This is a genomic window from Thioalkalivibrio sp. ALgr1, assembly GCF_000378285.1.
Lineage (GTDB): Bacteria > Pseudomonadota > Gammaproteobacteria > Ectothiorhodospirales > Ectothiorhodospiraceae > Thioalkalivibrio.
In genome coordinates, this window is the sequence record NZ_KB905132.1 from 247,648 (window position 1) to 264,543 (window position 16,896).

The 16,896-nt window shown below is 65.9% G+C and carries 17 protein-coding genes; 13 read left to right on the forward strand and 4 right to left on the reverse strand.

Going from position 1 to position 16,896, the window contains the following annotated elements; translation table 11 throughout:
• Positions 1 to 126: 126 nt before the first annotated feature.
• From F466_RS0101210 to ppsA, 3 genes are all read right to left on the reverse strand, one after another.
• A complete protein-coding gene (locus F466_RS0101210; protein ID WP_018139439.1) occupies positions 127 to 690 on the reverse strand; it encodes a YggT family protein in 564 nt (187 codons plus the stop codon).
• A gap of 102 nt (positions 691 to 792) precedes the next feature.
• Positions 793 to 1,608, reverse strand: a complete 816-nt coding sequence (locus F466_RS0101215; protein WP_018993258.1) for a pyruvate, water dikinase regulatory protein — start codon at positions 1,606 to 1,608, stop codon at positions 793 to 795.
• 3 nt (positions 1,609 to 1,611) lie between these two features.
• On the reverse strand, positions 1,612 to 3,972 hold the full coding sequence (gene ppsA, locus F466_RS0101220; protein ID WP_018993259.1) for a phosphoenolpyruvate synthase: 2,361 nt from the start codon (positions 3,970 to 3,972) through the stop codon (positions 1,612 to 1,614).
• A 152-nt stretch (positions 3,973 to 4,124) separates the two neighbouring features.
• Between ppsA and F466_RS0101225 the strand changes: the two genes are divergently transcribed.
• The 10 genes from F466_RS0101225 to F466_RS0101270 all read left to right on the forward strand — a co-directional run bounded on the left by F466_RS0101225 (position 4,125) and on the right by F466_RS0101270 (position 13,076).
• On the forward strand, positions 4,125 to 4,619 hold the full coding sequence (locus F466_RS0101225) for an ATP-dependent zinc protease (RefSeq protein WP_018139442.1): 495 nt from the start codon (positions 4,125 to 4,127) through the stop codon (positions 4,617 to 4,619).
• Positions 4,616 to 6,166: an inactive transglutaminase family protein gene (locus F466_RS0101230; RefSeq protein ID WP_012983792.1), complete on the forward strand. Its 1,551-nt coding sequence runs from the start codon at positions 4,616 to 4,618 to the stop codon at positions 6,164 to 6,166. The genes F466_RS0101225 and F466_RS0101230 overlap by 4 nt, the downstream gene beginning before the upstream one ends.
• A 1-nt stretch (position 6,167) precedes the next feature.
• Positions 6,168 to 7,223, forward strand: coding sequence for an alpha-L-glutamate ligase-like protein (locus F466_RS0101235; protein WP_018993260.1), 1,056 nt, complete (start codon positions 6,168 to 6,170; stop codon positions 7,221 to 7,223).
• Positions 7,224 to 7,286: 63 nt separating this feature from the next.
• Complete coding sequence (locus F466_RS0101240) at positions 7,287 to 7,757, forward strand: transcriptional repressor (protein WP_018993261.1); 471 nt, start codon at positions 7,287 to 7,289, stop codon at positions 7,755 to 7,757.
• 5 nt (positions 7,758 to 7,762) lie between these two features.
• The gene (locus tag F466_RS0101245; RefSeq protein WP_018993262.1) at positions 7,763 to 8,269 is read left to right on the forward strand and encodes a DNA-deoxyinosine glycosylase; all 507 of its coding nucleotides are present in this window, start codon (positions 7,763 to 7,765) and stop codon (positions 8,267 to 8,269) included.
• A 127-nt stretch (positions 8,270 to 8,396) separates the two neighbouring features.
• A complete protein-coding gene (locus F466_RS0101250; protein ID WP_018993263.1) occupies positions 8,397 to 9,704 on the forward strand; it encodes a hypothetical protein in 1,308 nt (435 codons plus the stop codon).
• Positions 9,705 to 9,790: 86 nt separating this feature from the next.
• Positions 9,791 to 10,717: a metal ABC transporter substrate-binding protein gene (locus tag F466_RS0101255; RefSeq protein WP_018174956.1), complete on the forward strand. Its 927-nt coding sequence runs from the start codon at positions 9,791 to 9,793 to the stop codon at positions 10,715 to 10,717.
• Between the two features lie 89 nt (positions 10,718 to 10,806).
• Positions 10,807 to 11,415 carry an ATP-binding cassette domain-containing protein gene (locus F466_RS0101260; protein ID WP_018993264.1) on the forward strand — a complete coding sequence of 203 codons (609 nt, stop codon included), beginning with the start codon at positions 10,807 to 10,809 and terminating at the stop codon, positions 11,413 to 11,415.
• A complete protein-coding gene (locus F466_RS0101265) occupies positions 11,405 to 12,175 on the forward strand; it encodes a metal ABC transporter permease (RefSeq protein WP_012983799.1) in 771 nt (256 codons plus the stop codon). The genes F466_RS0101260 and F466_RS0101265 overlap by 11 nt, the downstream gene beginning before the upstream one ends.
• A 40-nt stretch (positions 12,176 to 12,215) precedes the next feature.
• Positions 12,216 to 13,076 carry a class I SAM-dependent methyltransferase gene (locus F466_RS0101270; protein WP_018993265.1) on the forward strand — a complete coding sequence of 287 codons (861 nt, stop codon included), beginning with the start codon at positions 12,216 to 12,218 and terminating at the stop codon, positions 13,074 to 13,076.
• 253 nt (positions 13,077 to 13,329) lie between these two features.
• Here the strand turns inward: F466_RS0101270 and folE2 are convergent, their stop codons facing one another.
• Positions 13,330 to 14,274 (reverse strand): GTP cyclohydrolase FolE2, encoded by a 945-nt coding sequence (gene folE2, locus F466_RS0101275; RefSeq protein WP_081622285.1) that lies wholly within the window; start codon positions 14,272 to 14,274, stop codon positions 13,330 to 13,332.
• A 115-nt stretch (positions 14,275 to 14,389) separates the two neighbouring features.
• On the opposite strand from folE2, the gene dksA reads away from it, so the two are divergent.
• From dksA to F466_RS13245, 3 genes are all read left to right on the forward strand, one after another.
• On the forward strand, positions 14,390 to 14,791 hold the full coding sequence (dksA, locus tag F466_RS0101280) for an RNA polymerase-binding protein DksA (protein WP_018993267.1): 402 nt from the start codon (positions 14,390 to 14,392) through the stop codon (positions 14,789 to 14,791).
• A gap of 63 nt (positions 14,792 to 14,854) precedes the next feature.
• Positions 14,855 to 16,105 (forward strand): zinc metallochaperone GTPase ZigA, encoded by a 1,251-nt coding sequence (zigA, locus tag F466_RS0101285; RefSeq protein WP_018993268.1) that lies wholly within the window; start codon positions 14,855 to 14,857, stop codon positions 16,103 to 16,105.
• Entirely contained in the window at positions 16,102 to 16,749 is a 648-nt protein-coding gene (locus tag F466_RS13245; protein ID WP_081622282.1) for a DUF1826 domain-containing protein, read from the forward strand. Before zigA ends, F466_RS13245 begins: the two co-directional genes overlap by 4 nt.
• Positions 16,750 to 16,896 lie beyond the last annotated feature (147 nt).

The following is a 16,896-nucleotide window of genomic DNA, read 5'->3' on the forward strand; positions in this document are numbered from 1 at the left end:
CGTTGCGGGAATGCAGAGGCGGTGCCGCCGGCATGGCTGACACCATCCCCTGTCTTCGAGTCTAGCGCCTTTTCGCGCGGATGAAACCGCCAAAAAAGGAGGGTTTCGGGGCGCGGATGGTCTCGATCAAAAAGAGCGCACCAGAATCAGCAAGATGTACAGACCGACCAGTGCGACCATCGGCGAAAAATCGATCGCACCGGCCCGCGGCAGCGTCCGGCGCAGCGGACCGAGGATAGGCCGATTGACGTCGCCGACCAGGCGCAGGATGGGGTTGTGCCCCCCGCCACCGCCTCCGGCCTGGATCCAGCTCATCACGACCTCGACAATCAGGGCGATGATGAACACCCAGATCACGGTGGTCAGGACCTCGCGGATGGCAACGTAGAAGATCACGCCAAAACCTACGTCCGCGCCGAGGATCGCGGCGCGCAGCCAGAGTTCAACGCACTTCAGCACGATAATCAGCACGATCGCGGCCAGGTCGACCCGCCCGACCGAGGGGATCACCCGCCGCAGGATGCGCAGCGGCGGGTCGGTCAGCATGACGATCGTCTGCGAGATCGGGTTGTGGTACTCCGCCCGCACCAGCCCGAAGATCGTGCGCAGGATCAGCAGGATGATGTAGATCCCGAAGACGACGCTGATCAGGAAGATGGCAATCTCTTGTCCGGGTCCGGCGGCGTTCATGCGGGCTCCTTGCGGCAATTCAACGGAAAGTGCGCAGCATTGTCCGGCATGCCCGGCGGGATGCCAAGAAGACGCTGAACGGACCGAGGGCGCCCAGCCGCCTCAGGTCCGGTCCAGGGTGTCGCGCACCTGGGTCGCGATCTCCTCGATCGACAGCTCGGTGACATCCAGGTGGGGGATGGCCCAGGTCTCGAGGAACTCCTGGATCGCGGCACATTCCGCGCGGCACTGGGCAAGGCTTGCGTACTGACTGCCGGGGCGGCGGCCCTCGCGGATCTGTGACAGACGCTGGGGGGTGATGGTCAGCCCGACCATACGCCCGCCGAGACCGCGCAGGCTGCGCGGCATGTGCGGGGTATCATCCCGGCCCAGGTCTTCCGGCACCAGCGGGTAGTTGGCCGCGAACAGCCCGTAATTCATCGCCAGGTAGAGACTCGTGGGTGTCTTGCCCGAACGCGAGGCGCCCAGCAGCACCACATCGGCGACGGAAAGATCCTGGGTGGCCAGACCGTCGTCGTGCGACAGCGTGTAGTTCAGGGCCTCGATGCGACGGTCGTAGCGGGTCACGTCCCCCATGCCGTGGGCACGCCCGGACACCGACTGGGCCGTGACCCCGAGCACCTCCTCCAGCCGCCCGACCTGCTCCCCGAACACGTCGATAACCGGGACGGGACTGTGGCGCAGGTCCTGACGCAGGTCGGCGTTGGCCAGGGTGGCCACGACGAGCGCCGGCTGCGGCCCGGCCTCGATCCGCGCGAACACGCTGGACAGCCGGCCCGGGGTCTGCACGAACGGCAGCCGATGCCAGGCCGGGTCCAGGTCCGGGAACTGGGTGAACAGCGAACGCGCCAGCGTCTCCGCGGTAATCCCGGTCCCGTCGGACACCAGATATACCTGCGGGCACCGCGGATCGGCCATCTCCTATCCCCTTACCTTTGCCAGTTGCTCCCAGGTGGAGAGTAGTGCATCCGGGTTCAACGACAAGGAATCGATGCCCTCGTCCATCAGCCAGGCGGCCATCTCGGGGTAGTCGGACGGGGCCTGCCCGCAGATCCCGACGTACTTGTCGGCATCCTTCGCGGCCCGGATCGCCATGGTCAGCAACGCCTTCACCGCATCGTCGCGCTCGTCGAAGGAATCCGCCACCAGGCCGGAGTCACGATCGACCCCGAGCGTGAGCTGGGTCAGGTCGTTGGAGCCGATCGAGAAGCCATCGAAGTGCTCCAGGAAGCGCGCCGCCAGCAGGGCGTTCGAGGGGATCTCGCACATCATCACGACCTTCAGGCCGTTCTCGCCGCGGCGCAGCCCCTCCTCGCCGAGTACGCGGATCACGTCCTCGGCCTCGGTCAGCGTGCGCACGAACGGGACCATGATCTGCACGTTCTCGAGCCCCATCTCCTCGCGCACACGACGCAGGGCCTCGCACTCCATCGCAAAGGCCGGGCGGAAGGTGTCGGAGCGATAGCGCGAGGCGCCGCGGAACCCGAGCATCGGGTTCTCCTCCTCCGGCTCGTAGCCCGAACCCCCGATCAAATGGGCATATTCGTTGGACTTGAAGTCCGACAGGCGCACGATCACCGGCTCCGGTGCGAAGGCCGCAGCCAGCGTGGCAATGCCCTCGGACAGCTTGCGCACGAAGTACTCGCGCGGGCCGTCGTCAAACCCGCGCAGGCGCTCGGCGATGCGCTCCTGCACATCGGCATCCAGCCGCCCCGGGTCCTCGGCATAGTCCAGCAGCGCCAGGGGATGCACGCCGATGGTGCCGTTGATGATGAACTCCAGCCGTGCGAGCCCGATCCCGGCATGCGGCAGCTGGGAGAAGGCGTAGGCACGCCCCGGGTTGGCCACGTTCAGCATCAGCTTGACGGGCAGCTCCGGCAGCTCGCCGACATCGGCCTTCTTGACCGAATAGTCGAGCCGCCCGGCGTAGACATGACCATCGTCACCCTCGGCACAGGAGACGGTGGCCTCCATGCCATCGGACAGGGCCTCGGTCGCATCGGCGCAGCCGACCACCGCCGGGATGCCCATCTCGCGGGCAATGATCGCCGCGTGGCAGGTGCGCCCGCCGCGATTGGTCACGATCGCGGCGGCGCGCTTCATCACCGGTTCCCAGTCCGGGTCGGTCATGTCCGCCACCAGGATGTCGCCCTCCTCCATGGTGTGCATGGAATCCGGGGAGTCCAGCACACGGACGACCCCGGCACCGACCTTCGAGCCGATCGCCCTGCCGGTGACCAGCGGCGTCTCGCTGTGCGGGGCCAGCTCGTAGCGCTCGCCCGCACCGAGCTCGACGCGGCTCTCCACCGTCTCCGGGCGCGCCTGCACGATAAACAGCTCGCCAGTCTCGCCGTCCTGGGCCCATTCGATATCCATGGGCCGGCCATAGTGCTGCTCGATCGCGACCGCAAAGCGACCCAGCTGCTCGGCATCGGCGTCGCTGAGGCAGAAGCGCTCGCGCAGGTCCCGCGGCGTGTCTTCGGTGCGCGTGCCACCCTCGTCCAGGACCATGCGGACAGCCTTGGTGCCTAGGGTGCGACCGATGATCGCGCGCTTGCCCGCCGCCAGTGCCGGCTTGTAGACCTGATACTCGTCCGGGTTCACCGCGCCCTGCACGACGGTCTCGCCAAGACCCCAGGCGCCAGTGATGAACACCGCGTCGCGAAACCCGCTCTCGGTGTCGAGGGTAAAGATCACCCCGCTCGCCCCGACATCGGAACGCACCATGCGCTGCACGCCGGCGCTGAGGGCCACCTCGTCGTGGGCAAAGTTGTTGTGCACCCGGTAGGCAATCGCGCGGTCGTTGTAGAGGCTGGCGAAGCACTCGCGCAAGCGTGCAAGCAGCGCATCGATACCGCGCACATTCAGAAACGTCTCCTGCTGTCCGGCAAACGAGGCCTCGGGGAGATCCTCGGCGGTGGCCGATGAGCGCACGGCGACGGGCACGTCATCGCCCAGTTTGCCGTAGTGCTCGCGCACCGCCTGTTCCAGTTCGTCCGGCAGTGGCGCCGCCTCGATCCAGCCGCGCACCTCGCGCCCCGCCTCGCGCAGGGCCTCGATGTCGTTGATGTCGAGATCGGCCAGGCGCGCCTTGATCCGGGCAGCGAGGTTCTCGTGCTCCAGATGCGCACGGAAGGCGTCGGCCGTGGTCGCGAACCCGCCGGGCACGCGCACACCCGCCCGCCCCAGCTCGCGCAGAAGCTCGCCCAGGGAGGCGTTCTTGCCGCCCACCCTGGCCACATCGTCCATATTCAGATCGTCGAGATCGACTACCCAGCGCATCGCGCCTCCCAAGAAGGTTTGTGAACTGTCTAACATGGGCCGTGACGCCTCTGGGATACACTAGGATCCATTTTGTCCCCCATACCCGAGGAGGCCCCGTGTCCATACGCCCAACCCTTCCGTCCAGCTTAACGAAAACCGCTTTCGGGGGAATGCTGCTGGGCCTGGCCCTTGCCCTGGCCCCAGTACACGCGAAGGAAGATCCGTCATCCCTGGCCATTCTGGGCACCGTCGAAGATGTCGAGATCGTGGGCGAGGGGATTGTGCTGGAGGCGCGCCTGGACACGGGGGCGACATCATCGTCCCTGAACGCACTCAACAAGGAAAAGTTCGAGCGCGACGGCGAGGACTGGATCCGCTTCGATGTCATCGACCCCGATGACGACGACGCCTATATCACCCTGGAACGCCCGGTCGAGCGCATCGTCCGTATCCGCCGTCACAGCGGCGAGAGCCAGGAGCGCCCGGTAATCGCGATGGAGTTCTGCATCGGCGACCAGCGCATCAAGGGCGACACGACCCTCATCGACCGCACTAACCTCACCTATCAGGCCCTCATTGGCCGCACGCACCTGGCCGGGCATATTCTGGTCGACTCCGGGGCCGAACATACCTACGCGCCCGACTGCGGAGACGACGATTCGTGAGACGTTTTCATCTCCCGATCCTGATCGTGCTGTTGAGCACGATCGGGCTCGGGATCTTTGCGTACAAGGTCATCGCCCTGGACATGCCCGTCATGCCCGGGGCATCGGCCGAGACCTGGCAGGTTGAAGCACGCGTTCGCTATCAGCCCACCGGCGGTGCGGCCAACGTGCAGCTGCGCATCCCGGATCGCCTGCCCAATTTCGCCATCCTGGATGAAGGCTTCGTCTCGCGCGGCTATGGCCTGAATACGCTGCGCGGCCAGGACGACCGCATTGCCCAATGGACCACACGGCAGCCGCGCGGAGAACAGGTGCTGTACTACCGGGCGACCCTCTACCGCGACAGCGATGACCGCTCGGACGCTGACTACCCAGGCCCCGTCGGGGCCCCTGAATGGACCGAGCCCTACCGCTCCGCAGCGGATGCGCTGATCGAGGACGTCCGCAGCCGATCTTCGGATATTCAGACCTTCGCCTCGGTGCTGGTCAATGACCTTGCCCACGCCGCGCCCGCATCGAATGCCGCGGTATTCGCCGATGACGGCAGCGACCGCGTGCAACGCAGCCAGACCCTGATCGAACTCCTGGCCACGGCCCGGATTCCCGCGCGCATGGTCACCACGTTGCACCTGCGCGACGGGCGCCGCGACATACGCCCGGAAACCTGGATCGAGGTCCACAACACGCGGCGCTGGGTGCCCATTCACCCGCTGTCGGGCGAGATCGAATACCCGGACGATGTGGTCGTCTGGGCCCATGGGTCCGCGCCCCTGCTGGAGGTCTCCAACGGACGCGACGCCGAGGTCCGCTTTGCCGTCTCGCGGGGCGTACAGGACGCCCTGACCACTGCCCAGCGATTCGGCGAGACCGTCAACGCCCAGTTGATGGAGTTCTCCACCCTGAATCTCCCGCTGGGGACCCAGAACACCTACCGCGTGCTGCTCATGGTCCCCCTGGGGGCCATGATCATCGTGTTCCTGCGCAACGTGATCGGCGTCCAGACATTCGGCACGTTCATGCCGGTGCTGATCGCGCTGTCCTTTCGCGAGACGCAGCTGCTGGCCGGGATCATCCTGTTCACCCTGATCGTGTCGCTCGGCCTGGCCGTGCGCTTCTATCTCGAACACCTGCGATTACTGCTCGTGCCACGACTGGCGGCAGTGGTCAGCGTGGTCATCATGCTGATGCTCGGGATCAGCATCCTTTCGCACCAGTTGGGGTTCGAGCGGGCGCTCGCGCTGTCGCTGTTCCCGATGGTCATCCTGGCCATGACGATCGAGCGCATGTCCGTGGTCTGGGAAGAACACGGTCCATCGGACGCGATCACCCAGGGCATCGGCAGCCTGGCCGTGGCCGCCGCCGCCTATGGGCTGATGGCCAATCGCCACCTGGAACACCTGTTGTTCGTATTCCCCGAACTGCTGCTGGTACTGCTGGCGATGACCCTGCTGCTCGGGCGCTACACGGGCTATCGCCTGAGCGAGCTGTTCCGTTTCGGCCGCATGCAGGAGGCCATGCAGCCCTCCAGACGCTCGGAGGATCGCTAGCATGGGCTGGCTGCCACGCTTCGTGCTCCCACGGACCCTGCGCGAGCAGGGCATTGTGGGGATGAACGCGCGCAACGCCCGCTTCATCGCCCAGTACAACCACCGACGGTTCTACCCGCGGGTGGACGACAAGCTGGAGACCAAGCGCCTCGCCCTGGATGCCGGCCTTTCGGTGCCCGAACTCTACGGGGTCGTCCGTTCGCATCACGAGATTCGCAAACTCGAGCGTCTGTTGCGCGCCTATCCCGACGGCTTCGTGATCAAACCGGCGCATGGGGCTGCCGGCGACGGCATCCTGGTCATTACCGGCTGGCGCGGGGATCGGCTGCGGCGCGCCAGCGGTCGCACGATGGAGATGAACGAGCTGCACGACCACTGTTCCAACATCCTCTCCGGGATGTACAGCCTGGGCGGACGTCCAGACGTCGCGATGGTCGAGCAGCGGGTCCGGTTCTCCTCGGCCTTCGACCAGATCACCTATCGTGGCGTGCCCGACATCCGGACCGTTGTCTACCGGGGGTACCCGGTCATGGCCATGATGCGCCTGCCCACCCAGGACTCCGACGGCAAGGCCAACCTGCACCAGGGTGCGGTCGGAACCGGGATCGACCTGGCCTCCGGCAGGACCATCGGCGGCGTGCAGCACAACCGGCCCATCTGGGAACACCCCGACACCGAACACTCGATTGTCGGGCTGGAAATCCCCGGCTGGAATGAACTGATGCAGCTGGCGTCAGGCTGTTACGAACTGAGCAAACTGGGCTATCTGGGCGTGGACGTCGTGATCGATCAGGACCGCGGCCCCCTGATCCTCGAACTCAACGCGCGCCCCGGGCTCGCGATCCAGATCGCCAATGGCGAGGGGCTGGAGAGCCGGCTGCTCGCGGTGGACGCGCACCTGGTCGGGCGCGACGGCACCGAGCCCCCCGAGCAGCGCGCGCGCTGGGCCGCCGAGGTCTTCGCGCGTCACGAAGCAACGGAAGCGGCGCCTGCGGATGCCGCCTCGGCCACTCCGACTGCACAAGGCGCGGATTCAACAGGGGTCGAACTGCGCTAACGAGATGGGGGCTTCTCGACCAGCGCCGAGAGGCCCGAGCCACTTTCCGCTATCCTAGGTCCCATGACCTCGACAGCGCATTCCCACAGTCCGGCGGATATCGAGCAGGCACTGGCGGACGCCGAGCGCGTCTGCGCCCGACGCGGGGCCCGGCTCACCGAACAGCGTCGCCGCATCCTCGAACAGATCCTGCGCACAGACGGCGTGATCAAGGCCTACGACCTGATCCATGCCCTGTCCTCGGACGACCACAGCATCAAGCCGCCAACGGTCTACCGGACCCTGGCCTTCCTGCTGGAACAGGGCCTGATCCACCGTATCGAGAGCCTGAACGGCTTCGTCGCCTGTTCTCACCCGGGGGAGCGCCACGAGTCGGCGCTGATGATCTGCGACGGCTGCGGCCAGATCACCGAGTTCCACACACCGGAGCCGGCCACCCAGGCGCTCGAGGCCCAGGCCACAGCCCAGGGCTTTGCCATCGACTCGCGCATGGTCGAGCTGCACGGGCACTGCGCGGACTGCCGTAACGCCTGACTGCCGTGCCCGCCACCCTCCAGGCGTTTCCCCCGGTCCTGGACACCCGTACCCGTGCGGTGGTGCTGGGCAGCTTCCCCGGCGTGGCCTCCCTCCAGGCACAGGCGTACTACGCGAATCCGCGCAACCAGTTCTGGCCGATCATGGCCGCCATCCTCGGCGAGCCCTTCCCCGACCTTGAATACCCCGAGCGCATCCAGCGCCTGCTCACGCACCGCATCGGCCTCTGGGATGTCTACGGCACCTGTCGGCGCGAGGGCAGCCTGGACAGCGCCATCCGTGCCGCCGCACCCAATGACCTCACTCGGCTGACACGGGAAGCGCCGGAACTGCGCCTTGTCCTGCACAACGGCGCGGAGAGCGCTCGCCGCCTGCACGAGACCCGGGCACTCGGCGTCGAGGCCCTGCGCCTGCCATCGACCAGTCCGGCCAACGCACGCTGGAGCTTCGAGGCCAAGCTCGAGGCCTGGGCCGAAGCGCTGACAAGCGCCGGGATTCTCAGGCACCTGTAGTCCCTCCGGCCGCCGTCGGGGTTGCGCCCCAAAACGTTATCTTATAACGTGACATCGTCGTGTAACGATATAACAATTTATTCACGCTGAGGCCTTCGGCGTGTCTGTACATGTTTGGGAGTCCGTCATGCCGCACAACACACACCTGCTCCGTCCCGCCCTGGGCGGACTGACCGCCCTGGCACTCGCCGTGCCGACCGCCGCCACCGCCCAGCAGTGGGAGACGCGCGCGGGAGACCGCAACTGGGGGCTGGATATCTCATTGATCCTGGAAGGGGTCTACTACAACGAGATGTCCCGGGGTATCAGCGACCCGGCCGGCTTCGATGACGGCCATGACCATGGGCACGACCACGGCCACGGGCATGACCACGGGTTCGACGACGGCTTCAACCTCGGGCACAACGAACTGGTCTTCGAAGCCAACCTCGGCGACCTGTTCGATGGCGTGCTGATGATCGGTTTCGACGAGGACCATGTTGAAGTCGAAGAGGCCTACCTGACCACCCGCGCCCTGCCCGGTGGCTTCCAGGTCAAGGCAGGTAAATTCCTGTCGGACATCGGCTACATCAACAGCCGCCACGTCCATGACTGGGACTTCGTCGACCGCCCGCTGGTCAACGAATACCTGTTCGGCGATCACGGCCTGCAGGAAACCGGCGTCCAGGCCACCTGGCTCGCCCCGACCGAGACCTACACCCAGCTCGGCGTGGAACTGCTGCAAGGCGAAACCAGCGGTATCGCGAACTATGAAGGCAGCCAGTCGGCTCGGAATGGTCAGGAGCGCATCCTGAGTGATCGTTCCGGACCACGACTGATTACCGCGTTTGCCAAATTCGGCCCGGACCTGGGCCCCGACCATGCCGCCCAATTCGGTATCTCCGGCGGCTACGCGCGCAGCTTCCAGAAGACCGACGAGCACTCCACACGTTTCGAAGATTGGGATGGAAGCGCCTGGTTCGCCGGCCTAGACGCCGTCTATAAATACAGCTCGGGCCGCGCCTATGGCCACGGCGACTGGCGCCTGCAGGGAGAGTATTTTTACCGTGAGATTGATGTCGACCGGCGCGATGTGAATTTCGAAGCGGATGGCAACGGACCGGAAGGCTTCGTCCGCAACGAACAGTCTTTCAAAAACAAACAGGATGGCCTTTACGTCCAGGGCGTATACGGCTTCGCCCCGCGCTGGGAGGCCGGCCTGCGCGCCGAGGCCCTCGGCCTGACCAACGACGTCGGCCGCGGTGATGGCGAGTCGTTCGGCACCTCATACCGTCAGACCGCTCAGGTGACCTTCCGCCCCGTGGAGCCGGTATTCCTGCGCGCGCAGCTGTCGCAGAACGACTTCGTCGACGAGCACGGTGATCGCGACCGCGGGCTGGAATTCATGCTGCAACTGAACGTGGCGCTCGGCGCGCACGGCGCCCACCGCTTCTGATCAGTATCGCGTCGTCGTCCAGGGTCGGCAGGACCGTTGATGCCCTGTCGGCCCCATCCGTATCCCGAAATCACCAGGAGTCCCGCATGTCCTTTAGCAAGACTCGCACCCGTATCACCCGGACCCTCGCCGCCGTTGCCTCGGTGGCCGCACTCACCTTCATCCTGCTACCCGCGCAGGCGGCTGCCGGACTGAACATCGTGGCCACTACATCCAGCCTCGGTGCCCTGGCCCGCGAGATCGGGGGCGACGAGGCCGAGGTCCGCGTGCTCGCGCCGCCGGACCGCGACGCACATTACCTGGATGCCCGCCCCAGCTTCATGGCCGCCCTGCGCCGGGCCGACATGCTGCTGGAACTGGGTGCCGGTCTGGAAGAAGGCTGGCTGCCCGCCGCCCAGCGCGGCGCCAACAACCGCGCGATCAACTCGGGGCAGCCGGGCCACTTCCGCGCGGCCGACAAGGTCGAACTGCGCCGTTCCATCACCATGGACGGGCCGAACATGGGCCACGTGCACGAGGAGGGCAATCCGCATTTCAATGCCGACCCGTTGCGTATGGCCGAACTCGCCCTGGCACTGGGACAGCGCATGGGAGAACTGCGGCCGGATCACGCCGAGGCCTTCGTGCAGCGTGCAGAGGCAGCCGCCGAAAGCCTGCGCGAACACGCCGAGAAGCTGGCCGAGCGCGTGGAGCCTGACCAGCGCATCGTGGTCTACCACGAGGACCTCGACTATCTGGAAGAGTGGCTGCCAGTCGAGATCGTCGGCTATCTGGAACCGGCGCCGGGGATCCCGCCCACCGCGCGCCATCTGCGCAGCCTCGTGGACGATCTCGAAGGCACCGAGGGCACTGTCCTGTACGCCGAGTTCCAGCCGCCTCGCGGCGCGGAATTCCTGGAACGGAACCTGGGCTGGCCGACGCATGCCGTACCACTGGATCCGCCGGCGGACTCCGGCCTCGATGGCTACCTCGAACTGATGAGCACCTGGGCGCAGGCCCTGCCCCAGCGCTGAAGAAAGCAGAAGCCGCTGTCACGACGGACCCGGAAAGCCACTTTCCGGGTCCGTTATCATTGGCCACCGCCCCATTCTTACGAACCTGCATGCCACCCGAGCCTGTCCCGCCCATCCTGCACTCCCAGTCGGCCCTCCTCGGGTTCGACCGTCCGGTGATCGGGCCTTTGTCCCTGGAGATCCCGGCAGGTGCCCGCTGGGCCCTGACCGGACCCAATGGGGTGGGCAAATCGCTACTGCTGAAAGCCATTACCGGACAGGCCCGCGTTCACGGCGGGCGTTTTGAACTCGCCCCCCGTACGCGACCCAGCCTGTTGGCTCAGGACCACGCCCGCCCGCAGCCCTGGCCCCTGTCTGGAGACGACTGGCTTCGCGCGATGGGGGCCAGCGTGCCCGAACATGAAGGAGTTCGGGCCCTGCTGAATCGGCGGCTGGACCGCTTGAGCGGCGGTCAGTGGCAACTTCTGCGTCTGGCCGCCGTGCTGACCAGCCGAGGTGAAGACTCGTCGGCGCAGCGGTTGATCCTGCTGGATGAACCCGCCAACCATCTGGATGCCGAGGTCCGTGCCGACGCGGTGGAACTGATCAGGGCGGTCCCGGCCGAGACGAGCATGCTGATCACCAGCCACGACGATGAATTCCTGCAGGCGCTCGGCCTGGAGAACCATCCACTTGCGGATTACCTGGATGCCGGGTGACCTGCTGCTGACACCCTTCATTGCCGGCGTGCTCGTCACCATGGTGCTGGCGCTCGCCGGGGCCGGTCTGTTCCTGCGCGGATCGGTCTGGCAGGCGCTGGCCCTGGGGCAATGGGCAGCCGTGGGCGGGGTTCTCGCCTCGGTCCTGCACTGGCCGGTGCTACCCGTGGCGCTGCTGCTGGGTGGCGGGATCATGGTGCTGCTGCAGCGCAGCCGGGATCGGGAACGCCTGCCCCTGGCCGTTTTCCTCGCCGGCCTGGCGGCGGTCACGCTACTGGCCGCCAACTTTGCTCAGGCCAGCCTGGCGGCCGCTGCCTGGGCCGAAGGCCAGCTCTACTTTGCCGGCCCCAATGAGCTCTGGGCGGCGACCGGTCTGAGCCTGCTGACCCTCCTGATGGTCCCGGTGCTCCTCCGCGTATGGCTGCATGCGCAGATCGCACCGGATGTGTCGGCGGCAAGCAGGCCGGCTGTCTGGCAGCATCTCGGCGAAATCGTCTGGCTGGTCGCCGCTATCGTTCTGGGGAGCATGGTCCTGGGACTTCCGGCTGCCCTGGCCACCCTGCTACTGCCGGCCTGGGGTGCAGCCTGGCTCGCACGCAACCTCACCGGGCTGGTGCTCTGGACGCAGGGCATCGCCCTGTTCGGGTTCCTTGTCGCCTGGACCATCAGCCTGCCGCTGGATCAGCCCTTCGCACCGGTGCTGGTCCTGGTCAACGTCATGCTCGCGCTCGGCGCCCGCCTCGCCGCCATGCTGCGCTGACCCGACGCGTTCCACCCCACCGCAAGCAACGACTGACGCCATGACATCCAACACCGCCCACTCGTCATCCACCAGTGCGAATGGCACTTCGCCGATTTTCCAGGCCATCGAGAAGGCGCAGGGCGACCAGCCCTGGGGCAGCTTTCTTGATGCCGGGACGGGTCGCAAGTCCATCGAGTGGACCAGCCACTTGGACACCGAGCGCTGGACGGCGGTAACAGCCTCCCAGGAGATGGCGCGCACGACCCGCAAGGCGGCGGGCACGGCGCGGCGCCGGCAGGACCGCATCCTGGTCGGCAACTGGATGTCGGATCAGCTTCTGTTCGGTGAACGCTTTGACACGGTGCTGCTGGACTACTTTATCGGGGCCATCGAAGGTTTCGCGCCCTACTGGCAGGACCGCGCCCTGCACCGGTTGCGGCCGCACGTGGGCGACCGGCTGTATCTGGTGGGCGTCGAACCTTACGTGCTGGTGGAACCGAAAGATGAAGCCGGCGCGCTCGTGAGGGAGATCGGACGCCTGCGTGACGCCTGCCTGCTGATTGCGGGCAACCGGCCCTATCGCGAATACCCATCATCCTGGGTCATGCGCCAGCTTGGAATCGCGGGATTCCGGGTTCTGGATGTCCGCTATTTTCCCATCCACTATCGCGAACGGTTCGTCAACGGCCAGCTCGACCTGTGCCTGCGGCAGCTGCCGCATTTCAGCGACGAGGGTCTGGCCAAGGCCATGCACCACCAGATCGAGGTCCTGCGTGAACGCGCCCTGCCTTTGGCCCGCAGCCAGGAGGGGCTGAAACACGGCGCAGACTACCTGATCGTGGCCGAACCGATGGCCGACCGGCATCGCGGCCTGCACGACCCGCTGCAGCCTCATCAGACCCTCCCGAACCCGGAGTAGCCTCAAGCCGATACCGGCTCACCAAACGGCACACAGCATTACTGACCGAGCATGTTGACACCAATACACAGTTGCGTATGATTCTCATTTAGATGCGCAGCCCGGACAGCTGTGTGTCGCCAGGACGAAAGGCGGCTTTCTGCCTTTGGTCTCTCCAACCTCCGTAAGCGTTGCCGCCGGATATGCAATCCGGCGGCTTTTTTATGCATCGTCGTCACCGCCAGGCATGCCGGTCCGCAACGGGCCGACGGCTTCAGCGACGGTCGGTCACCCTTCGTTCAACACGGGCGACCGCGTCATGCGCATGCAGACTCTCGCGATGGCGAACGTGGATGCGATAGCCGCGGGCGGAGTACTCCGGGCGCAGGGTGCTGTCCAGGCGCCGTACGGCGTCTTCGCAGAACATCAGGTTACGGCCGTTGGCGAGCGCGAAGGCCTTCTCGTCGACACGCTTCACCGCCGTTTGCAGGGCTGTGCCCAGCGTCTGTTCCACACCATCGATCAGATCGGGCAGGGGCAGCGTCGATATCAGCGGATCCAGACCGACCGTAACGGTTGCCTCGCTGCGCTGGCTATGGGGCGTCGCGACAATCCCCTCGGCCCGGCCCAGCCATTCGCGCACGGTTGCCGCATCCACGGCCGAGCGTGTGAAGTCGCGGTCGAACTGCTCCTGGATCGCCTGCCGCGCCAGGGCGGCGGAGCAGGGACAGGTGGAGGAATAGCCCACCTGAACCTCCAGTTCCAGGGACACAGCCCCGGACTCGCTGCGTGCAGCGATCCGGAACGGGTAGCGCTTCCAGCCCGCGGCCGCACTGACCAGGGCCGGCCGTTCCAGCGGCAGCTCCCCGGCAAGACGGACCTCCGCCACGCTGGACAGGCCACCGTGCGAAGCCAGAAACGCCTCGAGCACATCACACAGCCGCGCAACGTCCAGCTCGCGGGACTCCAGCTGCCGCAGGGCCCTGTAGAGCCGTGACATATGGATACCGCGCGCGCCCGCGTCATCGAGGCTCACCCCCGCGCTGGCCCGGGCGACCACTGGCTGGCCGGTCAGATACAGCGGAAGGGTGATGTCTTCCATACCCACCCAGTCGAGTGCGGAGGCGTGCGTAGCAGCCGACGCGGCAATATCCGGTAGCGGATCGGTCGCGGAGGTTTCCGTATCCGGTGAGACCGGAGACACACAGGTAGAGGACATAAGACACCTTGTTGCAGGCGGGTCGACCCCATCACAGGACGGTGGCCGATCCGTGTTGTCGGGGCTCAATCGAAACGTTATGGTATAACATCCTTAGCGCAACCGACGGAACCCCATGACCCGCGACGAACTGCTGGCCATGCCTGCCGAGGCCTACATGAGCGAGGCCCAACTCGCGTACTTCCGCGAGCGCCTGCTCGAAATGCGCGACGAGATCCTGGCCGACATCGAGGGTGCCCGAGATGGACTGCTCGACAACGAGCGCACCCCGGACGAACTGGACCGCGCGGCAATGGAGGAGTCCCGGCTCCTCTCCATGCGTGTACAGGAACGCGAGGGACGCCTGCTGCGAAAGATCGACCAGGCCCTGGATCGTATTCAGACCGGCGAATACGGCTACTGCGAAGTGAGCGGTGAACCCATCGGCCTGCCACGCCTGCTGGCGCGTCCCACGGCGACCCTCTGCATCGAAGTCAAGGAACGCCAGGAAAAGACCGAGCACGTAATCGTTCGCTGAGGCCGCATCCCCATTCGACTCGGGCGCGCTCCAGCGGCCCGAGCATTTCCCCTGGAGGTAGCAATGAAACGTCTTCCCGTCACCGTCCTCTCCGGCTTTCTCGGCGCCGGCAAGACCACGCTGCTGAACAACATCCTGCACAACCAGTCGGGGCTGCGCGTCGCGGTCATCGTCAACGACATGAGCGAGGTCAACATCGACAGCGCCCTGGTGCGCGGCGGCCAGGATGCCGTCACCCGTACCGATGCCCGCATGGTCGAGATGACCAACGGCTGCATCTGCTGCACGCTGCGGGACGACCTGCTGGTGGAGGTGCGCCGCCTCGCCGAATCCGGGCAATACGACTACCTGGTCATCGAATCCACCGGCATTTCCGAGCCCATGCCCGTGGCCGCCACCTTCGCCTTCCGCGACGAGAACGGTCAGTCCCTGGATGATGTCGCCCGCCTCGACACCATGGTGACCGTCGTCGACGCCGGCGCCCTGCTGAAGGACTATGCCTCCACCGATTATCTAGGGGATCGGGGTGAATCACTGGGCGAGGAGGACGAGCGCACCGTCGTCGACCTTCTGGTGGATCAAATGGAGTTTGCAGATGTCATCATCATCAACAAGGTGGACCGCGCGACGCCCGATGAACTCGCGACCGTTCGCGGCGTGGTCCGCGGCCTGAACCGCGAAGCGCATGTGATCGAGGCCACCCATGGCAACGTTCCCCTCGAACTGCTTCTGGGCACCGGCCGCTTCGACTTCGACCGCGCATCGCAGGCCGCTGGCTGGGCGCAGGAGATGATGGGCGGACACACGCCGGAAACCGAGGAATACGGGATCTCGAGCATCGTGTATCGGGTGAATCGCCCGTTCCACCCGGCCCGCTTCTTTGACCTGCTGCACCAGGAGTGGCCCGGCGTGATCCGCAGCAAGGGCTGGTTCTGGCTGGCCTCGCGCCCGGACTGGGCCGGCACACTGTCGCAGGCCGGCGGCGCGTTGACGCATCACGCCGCCGGCTTCTGGTGGGCCGCCGTACCGCCGGAGAAACGTCCCACTAACGAGGACTGGTGGGACACGGCCATAGCGCCAGTATGGGACGAACGTTTCGGCGATCGCCGCCAGGAGATCGTACTGATCGGTATAAAAATGGACGCAGACGCCATGCGCCAGCGTCTCGATGCCTGCCTGCTCACCGACGACGAAATGGCGGCGGGCCCGCAGCAATGGCAGTACTTCGAGGACCCGTTTCCGGTCTGGCGCCTTTCGGACGAGCCCGAGGGATCGCCGGAAGAATCCCGGACCCGAGAGGTTTCATCCGCATGAGTCCGGAGAATCAACCCGCGAATCGCCCAGGGCCTTCCAGCCGTCACCGCTTCGTCGACCAGGCCCGGGAGCTCCTGGGCATCCACCGTGAAGAGGTCAATGCCCTGATCTGGAGGCGATCTCTGGGCCCAGCCCTGTCAACTCAGTCGGAAGCCCTGGCCAGTACCGAGCCGGGTATGCTGCTGGATACCCGCTGCCGTCCCGACCAGGTACGGCTCCGGCTCCTGGAAGCCACCGGACAGCCCCCATTCCAGGTCCATCTGCTGGGCCGGGACATTGAACATCTCGCCCATGCATTCGCCATCGTTGCGAGCGCGGTCAGCGTCAGGATTCAGCTCGAAGTCCTCGATCACCAGCCCTGCCCTTTGTTCCATGTGGACAACAATGTCCTTCGGATGTTGTGCACCTACGTCGGGCCCAGCACCGAGTACGCGGACGAGCGACACCTGAACCGCGAACGACTGCAACAGAACGACAACGAGGGCGTGCTAGGCGGGCGCTCTCCGTTAATCACCGAAGCTGGACAGGCCATCCTGATGAAGGGCAAACGCTACTCGTCGGAAAATGGGCGCGGTGCGGTGCATCGATCGCCCCCTATTCCCCCCGGGCAACGCCGCCTCGCGCTCCGTCTGGACTATCCATGACGATTGTCTCCGGTATCGCGCGGGGCCTGCCCCACTGAAACAACCTCCTGGGCGCGAGCGGCAGGAGCCGCAGCATCTCTCCCTTGGCAACCCGAGAGGCGGATGGGTCTGAATTTTTCACAAAAACCCGGAAAGCCACTTGACCCG